This is a genomic window from Deferrisoma sp., from assembly GCF_054681715.1.
On record NZ_BAAHFQ010000084.1, the window covers coordinates 1 to 14086 of the forward strand.

General features: G+C 70.7%; 12 protein-coding genes. 5 read left to right on the forward strand and 7 right to left on the reverse strand.

What is annotated here, in order from left to right; all coding sequences use genetic code 11:
* Positions 1–159, reverse strand: a 159-nt coding sequence (locus ACY0I8_RS11735) for an FAD-dependent oxidoreductase (RefSeq protein WP_461394912.1), incomplete at its 3' end; no start/stop codon positions are given.
* Positions 160–350: 191 nt separating this feature from the next.
* On the opposite strand from ACY0I8_RS11735, the gene ACY0I8_RS11740 reads away from it, so the two are divergent.
* Together ACY0I8_RS11740 and ACY0I8_RS11745 are read left to right on the forward strand one after the other, a co-directional pair.
* Positions 351–1085, forward strand: coding sequence for an ATP-binding protein (locus tag ACY0I8_RS11740; protein WP_461394901.1), 735 nt, complete (start codon positions 351–353; stop codon positions 1083–1085).
* A 79-nt stretch (positions 1086–1164) separates the two neighbouring features.
* The gene (locus tag ACY0I8_RS11745; protein WP_461394902.1) at positions 1165–2394 is read left to right on the forward strand and encodes a multiheme c-type cytochrome; all 1230 of its coding nucleotides are present in this window, start codon (positions 1165–1167) and stop codon (positions 2392–2394) included.
* Between the two features lie 230 nt (positions 2395–2624).
* Here ACY0I8_RS11745 and ACY0I8_RS11750 read toward each other — a convergent pair whose 3' ends face one another.
* Genes ACY0I8_RS11750 through ACY0I8_RS11760 form a run of 3 tightly spaced genes read right to left on the reverse strand, consistent with a single transcriptional unit; the run spans position 2625 to position 4714 of the window.
* Positions 2625–2819, reverse strand: coding sequence for a rhodanese-like domain-containing protein (locus tag ACY0I8_RS11750; RefSeq protein WP_461394903.1), 195 nt, complete (start codon positions 2817–2819; stop codon positions 2625–2627).
* Between the two features lie 30 nt (positions 2820–2849).
* A complete protein-coding gene (locus tag ACY0I8_RS11755; protein ID WP_461394904.1) occupies positions 2850–3647 on the reverse strand; it encodes an SDR family NAD(P)-dependent oxidoreductase in 798 nt (265 codons plus the stop codon).
* Positions 3644–4714, reverse strand: coding sequence for a PQQ-dependent sugar dehydrogenase (locus ACY0I8_RS11760; RefSeq protein WP_461394905.1), 1071 nt, complete (start codon positions 4712–4714; stop codon positions 3644–3646). The genes ACY0I8_RS11755 and ACY0I8_RS11760 overlap by 4 nt, the downstream gene beginning before the upstream one ends.
* Positions 4715–5034: 320 nt before the next feature.
* Between ACY0I8_RS11760 and ACY0I8_RS11765 the strand changes: the two genes are divergently transcribed.
* The 3 genes from ACY0I8_RS11765 to ACY0I8_RS11775 all read left to right on the forward strand — a co-directional run bounded on the left by ACY0I8_RS11765 (position 5035) and on the right by ACY0I8_RS11775 (position 11765).
* Positions 5035–7995: a proline dehydrogenase family protein gene (locus tag ACY0I8_RS11765; protein ID WP_461394906.1), complete on the forward strand. Its 2961-nt coding sequence runs from the start codon at positions 5035–5037 to the stop codon at positions 7993–7995.
* Between the two features lie 613 nt (positions 7996–8608).
* A complete protein-coding gene (locus ACY0I8_RS11770; RefSeq protein WP_461394907.1) occupies positions 8609–9844 on the forward strand; it encodes a S41 family peptidase in 1236 nt (411 codons plus the stop codon).
* 28 nt (positions 9845–9872) lie between these two features.
* A complete protein-coding gene (locus ACY0I8_RS11775) occupies positions 9873–11765 on the forward strand; it encodes a DUF294 nucleotidyltransferase-like domain-containing protein (protein ID WP_461394908.1) in 1893 nt (630 codons plus the stop codon).
* 151 nt (positions 11766–11916) lie between these two features.
* Here the strand turns inward: ACY0I8_RS11775 and ACY0I8_RS11780 are convergent, their stop codons facing one another.
* From ACY0I8_RS11780 to nagZ, 3 genes are all read right to left on the reverse strand, one after another.
* Positions 11917–12117 (reverse strand): hypothetical protein, encoded by a 201-nt coding sequence (locus ACY0I8_RS11780; RefSeq protein WP_461394909.1) that lies wholly within the window; start codon positions 12115–12117, stop codon positions 11917–11919.
* On the reverse strand, positions 12105–13118 hold the full coding sequence (locus ACY0I8_RS11785; protein WP_461394910.1) for an aminoglycoside phosphotransferase family protein: 1014 nt from the start codon (positions 13116–13118) through the stop codon (positions 12105–12107). The genes ACY0I8_RS11780 and ACY0I8_RS11785 overlap by 13 nt, the downstream gene beginning before the upstream one ends.
* The coding region (gene nagZ, locus ACY0I8_RS11790; protein WP_461394911.1) for a beta-N-acetylhexosaminidase at positions 13115–14086 on the reverse strand (972 nt) is incomplete at its 5' end. The genes ACY0I8_RS11785 and nagZ, both read right to left, overlap by 4 nt.

Genomic DNA, 14086 nt, shown 5'->3' on the forward strand with positions numbered 1-14086 from the left:
CACCCGGCCGGCCACGTAATCGGCCAGGGCCGGCTTCAGATAGAACGGGGTGAACTCCCGGCTGACCATCGTGATCCGGGCCTTCGGATCCTCCGCCCGGATGGTCTCGGCGGCGGCGGTTCCGGCGGGGCCGGTTCCCAGGATGACGTATTGGCGCATGGGGAGTTCCTCCGTTTTCGGATGGGCGGCCGGCGGCGGGGTGGTCGGGCTGCCCGTGCCAGTGTACGAACCGGCGTAACGTCGTCAAGCGCGCTCCCCTTTTTCTGGTTTTTTGATCCCGGTCAATGGCGCGAACGCGGGAAGGGATTATCTTTCGACACGTCCGAACCCCCGACCTAAGGAGTGTACCCGTGAAGCGACCCATCATCCGTATCGATGAGGAAAAGTGCACCGGCTGCGGTGAGTGCGTGCCCAACTGCGCCGAGGGCGCCCTGGAGATCCGCAACGGCAAGGCCGTGCTCGTGAAGGAGGCCCTGTGCGACGGGTTGGCCGCCTGCCTCGGCCACTGCCCCGAGGGGGCCCTGATCGTGGAGGAGCGCGAGGCCGAGCCCTTTGACGAGGAACTCGTGGAAAAGCGCCTGCGGGAACTCGGGCGGGAACCCCTCCACGCCCACCCGTCCCCGGGGGGCGGGTGCCCCTCGGCCCAGGTGATGAACCTCCGGCCCGCTGCCGGCCATGAGCCGTCGGCTTCCGCCGGCGAGGCGCCCTCCCGCCTGGCGCAGTGGCCCGTGCAGCTCGCCCTCCTTCCACCCACGGCGCCGTTTTTCCGGGACGCCGATCTCGTCGTGGCGGCCGACTGCGTGCCCTTCGCGTTCGCCGGCTTCCACGACCGGTTCCTCGCCGGCCGGGCCCTGGCGGTGGCCTGCCCCAAGCTGGACGACGCCAACGCCCATTTCCGGAAACTCATCCAGATCTTCGAGCAGGGCGCCCCCCGGTCGGTCACGGTGGTGCGGATGGAGGTGCCCTGCTGCGGCGGGCTTTCCGGCATGGTCACCCAGGCCCTCAAGGAGGCGGGTTCCACGATCCCGGCCCGGGAGGTGGTGATCGGCCGGGACGGCACGATCCTTTCCGAGCGACCGCTGTAACCCCGCGGGGCGCCCGGAGGCCCGGCCGGGCACCCCGCCGGATCCTTCCAACCCTGCCCGGGCAAGGAGGAGTCGCATCATGGGAAAGACGAGGAAACGGTTTTCGTGTCTGGCCGCCGGGCTCCTGGCGGCCATCCTCTGGGCCGGCACGGCGCTGGCGGCCGAGAGCAAATGCATGGAGTGTCACCGCAAGGTGACCCCGAACATCGTCAAGGACTTTTTGTCGGGTGAGATGGGCAAGAACGGCGTGGATTGCTCCAACTGCCACGGTTCGGAGCACATGAGCGCCGACGACGTGGCCAAGGTGAAGCTGCCCACCGAAAAGACCTGTGCCGAGTGTCACCAGGAAAAGCACGACGAGTACATGGCCGGCAAGCACGCCCTGGGCTGGATCGCCATGGCGGCCATGCCGAAAACCGGGTTCCAACCCCACGCTTACATCCAGGGCCTCAAGGGCTGCGGCGGCTGCCACAAGGTGGGCGTGCGCGACGAGGCGGTGCGGGCCGAGTCCCGGTACGGAAGCCCCTGCGACTCGTGCCACACCCGGCACAAGTTTTCCAAGGCCGAGGCCCAACGGCCCGAGGCGTGCCGCACCTGCCACATGGGCTTCGACCACCCCCAGTGGGAGATGTGGTCGAGTTCCAAGCACGGCGTGATCTACCTCACCGAGGGTGACACCGGCCGGGCGCCCAAATGCCAGACCTGCCACATGGAGAACGGGAACCACGCCGTCATGACGGCCTGGGGATTCCTGGGGCTGCGACTGCCTGAGGACGACGAGGAATGGATGGGGTACCGGACCACCATCCTCAAGGGCCTTCACGTGCTCGACCCCGAAGGAAAGCCCACCGCCCGTTTGGACGTGGTGAAGGCGGGCAAGGTGGCCCGACTCACGAAGGAAGACTGGCAGGCCGAGCGCGACCGGATGCTCAAAGTCTGCACCCAGTGCCACAGCCCGTCCTACGCCAAGACCCAGCTCCACAACGCCGACCAGATGATCAAGGAGGCCGACAAGCTCATGGCCGAGGCCATCGAGATCGTGGCCGACCTCTACAAGCGGGGCATCATCCAGCCGGAACCGGGCAAGCCCGCCTACCCGGATCTCCTGACCTTCTACGACGCGATGACCCCGATCGAACAGACGCTCTATGTGATGTTCCTGGAGCACCGGATGCGGGCCTTCCAGGGCGCGTTCCACATGAACCCGGACTACGTGACCTGGTACGGCCTGGCCGAGATGAGGAAGGACCTGGTGGAGATCAAGCACGAGGCCGAGCGCATGATCCGCGAGGCGGCGCGGCACCAGTAAGGAAAAGGCCGACACCGGGGAAACGGGGAGGCCCGGAGGGGCCTCCCCGTTTCTTGCTATGAGCCGGTGTCGGGACGGCGAGGGGAATCCATTCGTGGGAGAAGGTACCCTCACCCCATGGGATACCCGGCGGCGCGCCACGCCTCCACGCCGCCCCCGAGGACTTTCACGTTCGAGAAACCGAGGCTTCGGTAGTACGCCGCCCGCCGGGCGGCCGTGCCCTCGGCGGGTCAGGCGCAATAGAAAACGATCTCCCGGGCCTTATCGAGGGCGGGTGCCCGCTCCCGAAACTCCCTCAGGGTCAGGGCCCCCTCGAGCCGCAGCGAGGCGCACCTCTCCTCGTCCTCGTAGGCACACACCAAGAGCGCCTCCCCCGCCTTCGCCCGTGCCCGGGCATCTTCCGCCGAGATCCGCTCCACATCCATCGCGTTCTCTCCTTGTGCCAGGCCGCCGGGTCATCCGGGTGCCCGCGGCCCGGGCCATCCCAGGTGGCGGTAGTCTTGTAACGTTCCCTCGATCCCCGTGACGCCGGAGGCGGCCGGGGAGCAGAGCCAAACCAGCAGCGCCGCCACCTCCCCGGGAGGCCGAAGCCTCCCGGCCCGCTCCGCCGAAACGAACTCCCGGTGAAGATCTGAGCCCAGGACCTCAGAACCGAGGGCCCTCACCTCGGCCTGCATGGGGGTGTCCATCATGCCGGGATCCACGGCGTTCACCCGGATGCCCAGGGGGGCAAGCTCCACGGCGAGGCTTCGGGTCATCTGGATCACCCCGGCTTTGGTCACGGCGTAGGCGCAGAATCGGGGAAACGGCATCCGACCCAGGCCGGACGAGAGGTTCACGATGGCGCCGTCGCAGCGCCTCTCCATGGAGGGCAAGACCGCCCGGATCCCGTGATATACGCCGTGCAGGTTCACCGCGACCGCTCGGTGCCAAGCCTCCGGTGTGGCGTCTTCTCGGAACCGCGGCGGGCCGATCACGGCGGCGTTGTTGACGAGGGCTGCGGGAGGACCCAGCCGGGCCTCAACGTCCTCGAAGGCCGCCCGGGTCTGCTCCCACTCGGACACATCGCAAGCCAGCACGAGGTGCGGTGTGCCAATCGCCCCGAGGCCCGAGGCCAGATGCTCGAGGTCGGGCCCCGGCAGGGACAGGGCGGCTACCCGGGCGCCCGCCCGGGCGAAGGCCAGCGCCGTGGCGCGGCCCAGGCCCCGGCCCGCCCCCGTGACCACGGCGACCCGCCCCTCGAGCGGTCTCACGGCGCGCCCCCCGCCACGGCCCGAAGTCGAAAGATCCCCTGGACCCCCTCGTCGCTGGTGAAATAGAGGTGCCCGTCCGGCCCCACGGCCACCCCGGCTGGCCGGGCCCACCGCTCCCCCGAGGGTAGCTGGAACCCCGTGACCAGTTCGTCCACGCGCACGGGCTTTCCCCCCTCGAACCGAACCAGGACCAAGGCAGGCGGCCGTCGGGTGGCCGGGTCGCCGAAAAACCCGCCGGAGGGCCGGGTGGCCCAGCTGCCGTGGAGGGCCGCCACCGCGTCCCCCTCGAACTCCGGGCGAAGCGCCCCGGACCCCACGAAGGCCATCCCGAGGGGGGCGTTGCGGGCCGGGAACGTAGCATCCGGCGGGGCCACGTCCCCGGCGGGCCGGGGCGGAGGCGTGTCGATGCAGGTATCCCGCTTGAGGGCCGTCCCATCCCATTGGAACCAGGGCATGCCGTGGAAGGATCCGGGCGGTAGGGCGCGGAAGTTCTCAGGCGGCTGTTCGAAGCCCCAATGGTCGGGGCCGTTGTTGGTGGCGTAGAGCCGCCCGGTGGCCGGGTGCCAATCGAACCCCACCGGATTGCGAAGCCCCGAGGCGAACGGCTCCCACTCGGCACCGCCGTCCCCCTCCCGGAGCACCAGCACCCCTCCCCGCCTGCGGTCGAAGGGATAGGAGGGGTCCAGGTACTCGTCGCTGCAGTTGCCCGAGATGCCGAGACTCAGATAGATGCGGCCGTCCGGCCCCACGGCCACCGTACGGCTCGAGTGGCCCCGCCCCGACGGGAGCGCCGCCAAGAGGCGCAGGGTCGCGGGATCCAGAGACTCCTGGCCCGGTTTGTAGGGGGCGGCGTAGAGCCCCTCGGTCTTGGCGATGAGGAGTTCGCCCGGTCGCACCGCGACGCTGTGGGGGTAGCCGCCGGTCCGGACCAGCGGGTCCGCCCGGGAATAGGGCGGCGCAACCCGGTACACCGTCCCCCCCTTGCTCCCGACCAGGAGCATGCCCGCCGGGTCGAAGGCGAAAAACCGCGGCCGGTCCATTCCGCCCGCCAGAAACTCCAGGACCATCCCCTCCGGTACCTGAACCTCCCGCACGGATCCCCCCACCGTGATCGTTTGCGCGCGGAGAACGACGGGGTCCGGCACCGGCGATTGGGCCCCGGTGCCAGACGTGCCCGCCCCACAGCCGAAGGCGAGGAGGAGCGCGCACCCAACCGCCCAGAGGTCTCGACGTCCCATATGATCCTCTCCCCACCCCCCGGGTTACGGCTGGCCTGGGTCCAAGTGTTACCGGATCCCGGAGGTTCGCAAGTCGGTGCCCGGTTCGGTTGACGGGAGGCAGGGCCGTGGTATCGGTGGATGGGCCGCCCCCTTTCCGGAGAGACGCGATGCCAGACATCCCGGACCACGTGGACCAGGCGATCGAGGCGCGGGTACAAGAGTTTGGCAGGTTGCTCTGGGACCGGATCCAGGGCCATGTGCCGACGTTGTTCGACACCCGCCACTGGGAGGGACGGGTCCTGGATCTGGCTATGGCCGACCCGGAGTTCAAAACGTCCCTTTTTCGCCTGGTGGACGTGCTTCCTGCCCTGCAGCGGGCCGACCAGGTGGCCCTCCACGTGGCCGAGTACCTGGGTCCGGCGGCCGCCCGCATCCCCGGCCTTCCAGGCGCCGCGGTCCGGGCCGCGGGGAATCCGGCGCTGGCGGCCGCCACGGCGCGTCTGATCCGCGCGGGGGTGGAGCGCCTGGGAACGCGGTTCATCGTCGGAGTCGATGCGCCTTCTGCGGTGCGCCGGCTCCGGCGGCTCCACCGGGAGGGGTTCGCGTTCACCGCCGACCTCCTGGGCGAGGCGACCGTGAGCGACGCCGAAGCCGACACCTATGCCCGCCGCTACCGAGACCTCATCGAAACGCTTGCCCGGGAGGCCCGAAGGTGGCCCGAGCATCCCCTGCTGGCCCGAAGTCCCCTCCCCCGGGTGAACGTATCCGTGAAGGTTTCCTCCCTGGCCCCCTACCTGGACCCCGCCGATCCCGAGGGGGGAGCGGATCGGGTGTTGGCCCGCCTGATCCCGCTCCTCGTCCGTGCCAAGGAGGTGGGCGTCGCGATCCACCTTGACCTCGAGTCCTGGGACCTCCACGATCTGGCCCTCGAGGTGTTCGAACGCGCGGCCCTGGACCCCCGCCTTCGCGACTGGCCCCACCTGGGCATCACCCTCCAGGGGTACCTGCGGTGTGCGGCCGAGGACCTCGAACGCATCGGCCGAACGGCCCGGGAGCGGGGCGTCCCGGTTCCCGTGCGCCTCGTGAAGGGGGCCTATTGGGAAACCGAGGTCATCCGGTCCCGCCAACAGGGTTACCCCTGCCCCGTATTCACCGACAAGGGAGAAACGGACGCCCAGTTCGAGGCCCTGGCCACCGCGCTCCTCCAGGAACCCGACCGGTTTCTTCCCGCCTTCGCCAGCCACAACCTGCGCTCCATCGCCTGGGCTTTGGCGAGCGCAGACTCGGCGGGGATTCCCCGGGAACGCATCGAGGTGCAAACCCTGTATGGCATGGCCGAGCCCGAGCGGGCGGCCCTGCGGGACCTGGGGTGCCGGGTTCGCGTGTACTGCCCGGTGGGCGAACTGATCCCCGGTATGGCCTACCTCGTCCGCCGGCTCCTGGAGAACACATCCAACGAGGGATTCTTGCGGCTTACCCATCGGGAGGGGGCTTCTCCCGAGGCGCTCTTCGCCCCGCCGGGGCCCGGCCCGAGTCAGGGCGGAGCCCAGGGCGGGAACGGGTTCCACAACTGCGGCCTCGTGGATTTCGGGCGCTCAGCCGAGCGGGGGAGGTTTCGCCAGGCGGTGGAAGAAGCCCGGAAGGCTCTGCCCCTCATCGCCCCCGTGGTGGTGGGCGGCCGGGAACGCCGCGACGGCCCGGTTCTGGAGCACCCGTGCCCTGCTCGGAAGGAAGGGGTGGCGTCCCGGGTGGTCACGGCCGGCCCCGATGAGGTGGATCAAGCCGTCCAAATCGCCGAGGAGGCGTGGCCCTCGTGGCGCGACCGGCCCCTGGGAGAGCGCGTCCAACTCCTCGAACGCCTAGCCGACCTCTTGGAAGAGCGCCGCCTGCCCTTGGCCGCCCTGGAGGTGTACGAGGTCGGAAAGCCGTGGCGCGAGGCCGACGCGGACGTGGCGGAGGCCGTGGACCACTGCCGCTACTACGCCCACCGGGCCACGGAGGAGTTGGCGCCCCGCCGCATGGGTCCGGTCCCCGGGGAGGACAACCTCCTCTGGTACGAGGGCGTCGGGCCCGCGGCGGTGATCGCGCCGTGGAATTTTCCCCTGGCCATCCTGGCCGGGATGACCGCGGCCGCCCTCGTGGCGGGGAATCCTGTCCTGATCAAGCCTGCCGAGCAATCGTCGGGGGTCGGCTACGCCTTCTTTCGGGCCCTCATGGAAGCCGGTTTTCCGCCGGAGATCGCCCAGTTCCTGCCAGGACGGGGGGAAGACGTGGGCCGGCGTCTGGTGGCAGACCCGCGAGTGGTGCTGATCGCGTTTACGGGCAGCATGGCCGTGGGTCTCGAGATCCTGGACGTCGCGGGGAAGACCCGTCCCGAGCAGCGCGAGGTCAAGCGGGTGGTCTGCGAAATGGGCGGAAAGAACGCCATCGTGGTGGACGAAAGCGCAGACCTGGACGCCGCCGTGGCGGGTGCGATCCAGTCCGCGTTCGGCTATGCCGGACAGAAATGTTCCGCGTGTTCGAGGATCATTGCGGTGGGTTCGGCGTACGATCCGTTTCGCGAGCGCTTCGTGGCGGCCACGCAGGCGCTCCCCCTCGGGCCGCCGGAGGATCCCAGGGCACGGATCGGCCCGGTCATCGACGCCGAGGCCCACGCAAGGCTTTCCGCGGTGATCAGGGACCCCGGCCCTGGCGCCCGCCCCCTTTACGTCGGGCCGGGGCGGGGGGAAGGGTGGTACGTGGGGCCCGCGGTGTTCGAGGTGGGTGATCCGGCACACCGGCTCATGCAGGAGGAACTGTTCGGGCCGGTGGTAGCCCTCTACCGGGCCCGAACGTTCGACGAAGCGCTCGATGTGGCCAACCGGACCCGGTATGCCCTGACCGGTTCGGTGTACTCCCGCACCCCTTCCCATCTGGCCGATGCCAGGAGGCGGTTCCGGGTCGGGAACCTCTACCTCAACCGCGGCTGCACGGGCGCGGTGGTGGGCCGACAACCCTTCGGGGGGTTCGCCATGAGCGGCACCGGCACCAAGGCGGGGGGACCGGGCTACCTCCTGCGGTTCGTGAACCCCAGGTGCGCGAGCGAAAACACGGTGCGGCGGGGTTTCTCCCCGGACGTTCAGATCTGATCCCCCAGCCGGTCGGGCCGCGTGAAAAGGGCCGCCCCCATGGGGCGGCCCTTTTCGAAGGGATCCGAAAGGGCGTCAACGCCGCCCATCCCAACCCGTGGGAGCGGCCTCCGGGCCGCGACGCCCCTCTCCTGCGGGCCTTCGGCCCGGATCGCGGCGTGTATGCCGCTTCCACAACGGGCCCCACGCGACCGGAGAGGGCCAGGCGGAAGAAAGAAGGCCTTTTCCTGTTCGCTTCTCCGTGAAACAGGGGGGCGGGGTCAACCTTTTCGGGACGGCAGACGATACACGAGGGAGTGGTCGTGTATCGGTGCGCCCTTTCGCGGCCGTTTCCGTGTGGCACAATGGCACCCCATACCCCGCCCCGAGGAGAACCGCCGTGTGGTTTCGCTTCCGTTTCCGCCGTTTGCTTCCGTTGGTCGCCCTCGTCCTTCTCGGCTGCGGCGGCGGGTCCTCGGGCGACGATTTCGTCGTCCGCGACGGGGAGGCCTTTCGCCCGGGGCGTGAGTTGGTTTTGACCGACGTTCCCCCCGGCGCATCCAACGCCGAACTGGCTTCGATCTACGACCGCACCCTCGCAGAACCCGCTTGCCGGGACCCCACGGACCACCGGGTGCCCGCGCTCGTGGCCCAGGCGTGCCTCGCGTTCCACAACCTCTACCTGGAACCCGAGCGACTGCCCGCGAAGGTGAGCGGAATCGAGACCCCGGACGCGTACGTGGCCGCGATCGAGCCCGCCGACCCGTTCGCCGTGTATCACACGGCGGATGCCTTTTCCGGTTCGGTGGAACCGGGAATCACCGGAGAGAGGGCCTACATCGGGATCGTTCTTTCGGTCCACGAGGGGGACACGGTTCCCACCGTCGACCAGGTGCTCCCCTATTCCCGGGCCTGGTGGGACGGCCTCGAGGCCGGGGACCGGATCTTGGAGGTGAACGGGCAGTCCCTCGACGAACTGTCCCTGGACGACGCGAGGCTCCTTCTTCCCCGCACCGAGGCGGAACCCGCAACGCTGACCGTGGACCACGGGGGCATGACCCTGAAGATCGACACCGCCGCGGAAACCCACATCGAGAAGCTCCTCGACGGGGACGTGGCCTACCTCGGGATTCGGAGTTTCACCACCCAGACGGCGGATCGGGTGCGCGAGGATTACAACAGCCTGAAGACGGCCCTCGGCAACGCCCCGTCGGGCGTGGTCTTGGACCTCCGGGACGACGGCGGCGGAAGCTTTCAGGGGGCGATCGAACTGGCCGATTTCTTGGCCGGAGGCAGCCTGGACGGGGAGGAGATGTTCCATACCGAGGACGTGTTCGGGCTCACGGTTTCCTACCGCTTCGGGGACTGGTTCGCCGAGGACGTGGATCCCGTTCCCCTCGTCATTTTGGTGGACGCCGGCTCGGCCTCCGCCTCCGAGATCGTGGCCGGGGTGCTCCAGCACCGGGGGGTGGCGACCCTGGTCGGTGAGGCCACCTTCGGCAAGGGCGTAGCCCAGACGGTAGAACAGCTTCTGGACGGAAGCGCCCTCTCATCCCGTCCCAGCGGCTCGAACTGGCCGACGGAACGTCCTGGCACGGCACCGGGCTCACGCCCGACGTCGCGGTGGCCGCCCCCGAGGGCGGCGCCACGCCGGAGAACGATCCCCAGCTTCAGGCGGCGCTGGATCTGCTGCGAGGGGGACCCCCTGCGGCGGCCGCCCGTCGTACCGAACGCCGCGTGGCGCCCCGGGAACTCTGGGAGCACCGGATCGTGCGTCCGGATCTCCTCTGATCGCGGCCGACCGACAGGAAGCGCTTCGGGGATGACGTGCTTCCCAGCTCTCCAGCTTCCCAGCCTTCTAGCCTTCTAGCCGTCCCACACCCTACGGAGGTACCCACGTGTCCCAGGTAGAGCGCGTGGCCCCGATGCCCGAAGACATCCTGGTTCGCCTGCGCCGCCACGAGGCCTTTTCCGAGCTTCCCGAGGAGGACTTGCGGTGGCTCGCCGAGCGGCTCCGGGAGGTGTGCTACCGCCGGGGCAGCCTGATCCTCGGCCCCGACGACGTACCCGCCCGGCTTCGGTTCGTGGAGGAGGGCGTGGTCGAGGCGGTGGGGGAAGGCGGGGTCGTGGCCGAGCTGGTGGAGGGAGAGTGTTTCCCGGTGGAGGCCCTTTCCGAGCACCGGCCCACCGGGCTCTCGTGGCGGGCCCGCACCGACGTGTGGTGCCTCGAGATCCCGGTGGAGGAGTTTTCGCGGCTGCGCGAGCGCCACGAGGGGTTCCGGGAGTTTTGCCGGTGCCGGGTGGACGCGTTCCGGGCGGCCTCGGCCCGGGTGGGGCCGGTGCCTTCGGCGCCGGAGGATCCCGGCCTCACCCAGCCGGTCCGGGCCCTCATGCAGCCCGACCCGCCGCTTTGCCGGCCCACCGACCCGATCCGGGTCGCCCTGGAGGCCATGGACCGCCGCAACGCCACCGTCGTGGTGGTGACGGACGAGGGGCGCCATCCCCTAGGGCTCTTCACCCTCCGGGACGTGCTCCGCCGGGTGGCCTTGCCCGGCCGCGACACCTCGGACGCGGTGGAGGGGGTCATGACGCCGGATCCCCTCACCCTCTCCCCCGAGGCCTTCGGGTTCGAGGCCGCCATGATCATGGCCCGGGAGGGGTTCCATCATCTCCCGGTCGTAAACGGAGGCCGCGTCGTGGGACTCGTGTCGGAAAGCGATCTCTTTCGCCGGAACCGGCTTCGCCTGGCCGACCTCCGAAACCGCATTCATGCGGCGGAAGACGTGGATGCCCTGGCCGGCCTCGCCCGGGAGATCAAGGAGTTGGCCCATCAGTTGCTCGCCGGGGGAACGGCGGCCGAGCAGGTCACGCGGCTCATCTCGACCCTGAACGACCATCTCACCACGCGGGTGCTGGAGCTCGAGCTCCTGCCCGCGCTCCCGCAGGGGGTGCGGGTGTGCTGGATCGCCCTCGGGAGCGAGGGGCGGATGGAGCAAACGCTTTCGACCGACCAGGACAACGGGCTCGTGTTCGACGCGCCCGATCGGGATGCCGAGGCGGTGCGGGGGGAACTCCTGCCGGCCGCCCGGAGGGCCAACGAGGCCCTGGCGGCCTGCGGATTCCCCCTGTGCAAGGGCGGCGTGATGGCGTCCAATCCCTCCTGGTGCTTGAGCCTTGCCGAGTGGGAGGACCGGTTCCGAAGCTGGCTCGACGCCCCCGATCCCGAGGCCCTGCTGAACGCCACGATCTTCTTCGACCTGCGCCCGCTGTTCGGCGACGAAGCGCTCGGCGTCGAGCTTCGGGACTGGCTGCGGCAGGAGGCGCCCCGGAAGGACCTGTTCCTGCACCTCCTGGCGGCCAACGCCCTGGGCCGCACTCCTCCCTTGGGCTTTTTTCGGGACTTCGTGGTGGAGACCCGGGGGGAGCACAAGGGCACCGTGGATCTCAAAGCCCACGGCGTGGCCCTCTTCACCGACGCGGCCCGGGTGTTCGGGCTCGCCCACGCCGCGCCCACCAGCAACACGGCGGAACGCCTCCGGGCCGCCGCCGAGCCGCTCCGCCTCGACCAGGGGCAGGTGGAGGCCTGGATCGAGGCTCACCTGTTTCTGCAGCGGCTCCGGCTGCGGCACCAGTACGAGCAGGAACGGGCCGGTGTCGAGCCCGACAACCGCATCCGGCCCGACGACCTCAATCCCCTGGACCGGAAGTTCCTGCTGGAGGCCTTCCGCCAGGCCAAACGGCTCCAGCGGCGCCTGGCCCTGGAGTACCAGGTGGGGGCGCGGGGGCTGTGAGAAACCCCTCCGCATGGCGGGTGGGCGGCGAGGCCGCCCGGCGGCGCGCGGCGGTCTCCTCCCTCGCCCGACCAGATGGACGCGTCAACGGGCGTGACGCCCGCCCGAGCGCGCTCCCCCTACCCGCCCGACGGCCATGCGTTCGACGGCCTCAGCGCCTCTGGGCCGAAGGTTCGGTGCGGGCCCGTTCGTACTCTTCGTAGGTCGGAGGAAGGTCCGGAGGGGGCGTTTTCTCGGCGCGCTCGTGCCAGGCGTCTCCTTCGAACACGCCCCGACACCAGGACCGGGGGCTGCATCCGCCCGCGAGGGCGGCCAGTGCGAGCACGATCGTGACGGAGACTACGTCTCGCATGGGCTCTTCCCCGAACGTTCCAAGGCCTCCCGGGCCCGGGCCACGGTTTCGGCAAGGTGCGGAAACCGGCGGGCCACCGGCGCTAAGTGGTGCTCCAGGGTCCGCAGGGCGGCCGGCGCGTGCTCCCGGAACCCGGGTTTCCCGAGCCGCCATCCGAGTTTCCCGAACGCCCCCAGGGCCTGGAGGAGCCGGAAGGTGCCGCAGGCGATCCAGGCCTCCTCGGTCCAGCCCCGAAGGGCCCCGGCCGCCACGAGGCGGTTCCGGTACTCCTCGAGGAGCACCTCCCGAACGCGGCCCGGAAGGTCGGCGTACGGGTCCAGGATGAGGGCCGCCGCGTCGTAGGCCAGGGGCCCGGGCCGGGCGCCCTGGAAGTCGATGGCGGCCGGCCCCTCCGGGGTCAGGTGGACGTTGCGGCTCTGGAAGTCCCGGTGGAGGAAGTAGCCGCGCGCCCCCGGGGGCACCCGGGCGGCCAACCGCTCGAGGTCGGTCCGGAACCCGGCCGGCACCGCGAGGCCCAGGACCCCTTGCGCGAACTCCCGGGCGAAGTAGAGCCCCTCGTCCTCCACCATGGTGCGCTCGTCGTAGGGCCGGGGGGCGAACCCCGTCTCGAGCCGAAACCCCCGGGCGCCGTCCACCTGCATCCGGACGAGAAGGTCCAACACCGGCCGGTAGAGGGCCACGGGGTCTGCCCCCGGCGCCCGCAGGGCCCGGAAGAGGCTCCGGTCCCCCAGGTCCTCTAGGAGGATCCATCCCCCCTCCTCCCACACGCCGAACACCCGGGGCACCCGGACCCCGCACGCGGCGAGGTGCCGGGTGATCCGGACGTAGGCCCCGTTCTCCATGGGGTCGGGGCCCTCGAGGAGCACCCGGGTTTCTTCTCCCACGAACACGCGGTAGAACCGCCGGGCCGATCCGTCGCCCGCCAAGGGCTCCACCCGGTCCACGGAACCGAAATCCGGAAACACCCGGACGAGGTCCCGGGCCGTAGGAACCGCGGTCATCGCCGGTTCCCCACAAGCGCATCCACCCGGGCCCGGGCCTCGGCCAACCGCTCCGGGCGCGCGCGCTCCGCCAGCGCCCCGGCCACCTCGTCGGGGTCGAGGTCGGGCCGGAGCATCCGGCCGAAAATGAGGAGGTCGCACCCGGCCTCCACCGCCTCCACGGCCCCCTCTGCGGCCGGTCCGAGCGCCCCCAGCGCCCCCATCTCCATGTCGTCGGAGATCACGGCTCCCCCAAAGCCCAACCGGCCCCGGAGCACGTCCCCCAGCCACCGCCGGGACAGCGAGGCCGGCCGGTCGTCCACGGCCGGAACCCGCAGGTGCCCGGCCATGACGAGCGGCACCCCGGCCTCCACGGCCGCTCGAAACGGCACGAGATCCCTGCGTTCCAGTTCGTCCCACCCGGCCTCCACGGTGGGAAGGCCCACGTGGCTGTCCACCCGGGCCCGGCCGTGCCCCGGAAAGTGCTTGGCGCAGGGGGCCACCCCGCCCCGCAGGCTCGCCCCCACGTGGGCCCGCACCAGGGGGGCCACCGCGGCCGGGTCGTCGCCGAAGGCGCGGTCGCCGATGACGCCGCTCTCCCCGGAAGCCGGCAGGTCGCACACCGGGGCCAGGTTCACGTCGATCCCGAGGACGGCGAGGGCCCGGGCCTGGGCCTCGACCCGTTCCGAGAGGAGGTCCGGCCCCTCCCGGGCCAACTCCCGGGCCGGGGGCAACCGGGGCACCCCGTCCCGGAGCCGCTCGACCCGGCCCCCCTCCTGGTCCACGAGCACAAGCGCGGGGGAGCCCGGATCGGCCTCCCGGAGCCTCGCCTTCACGGCCCCCACGAGCCGCGCCGCGGTTCCGGCGTCCGGCACGTTCCGGCGAAACAGGATCACGCCCCCGAGGCCCCACCGCCGGGCGAAGGCGGGGAGCCACGGGGGCACGTCCACCCCCTCGAACCCCAGGATCAGAAGGCGGCCCGGCCGGAC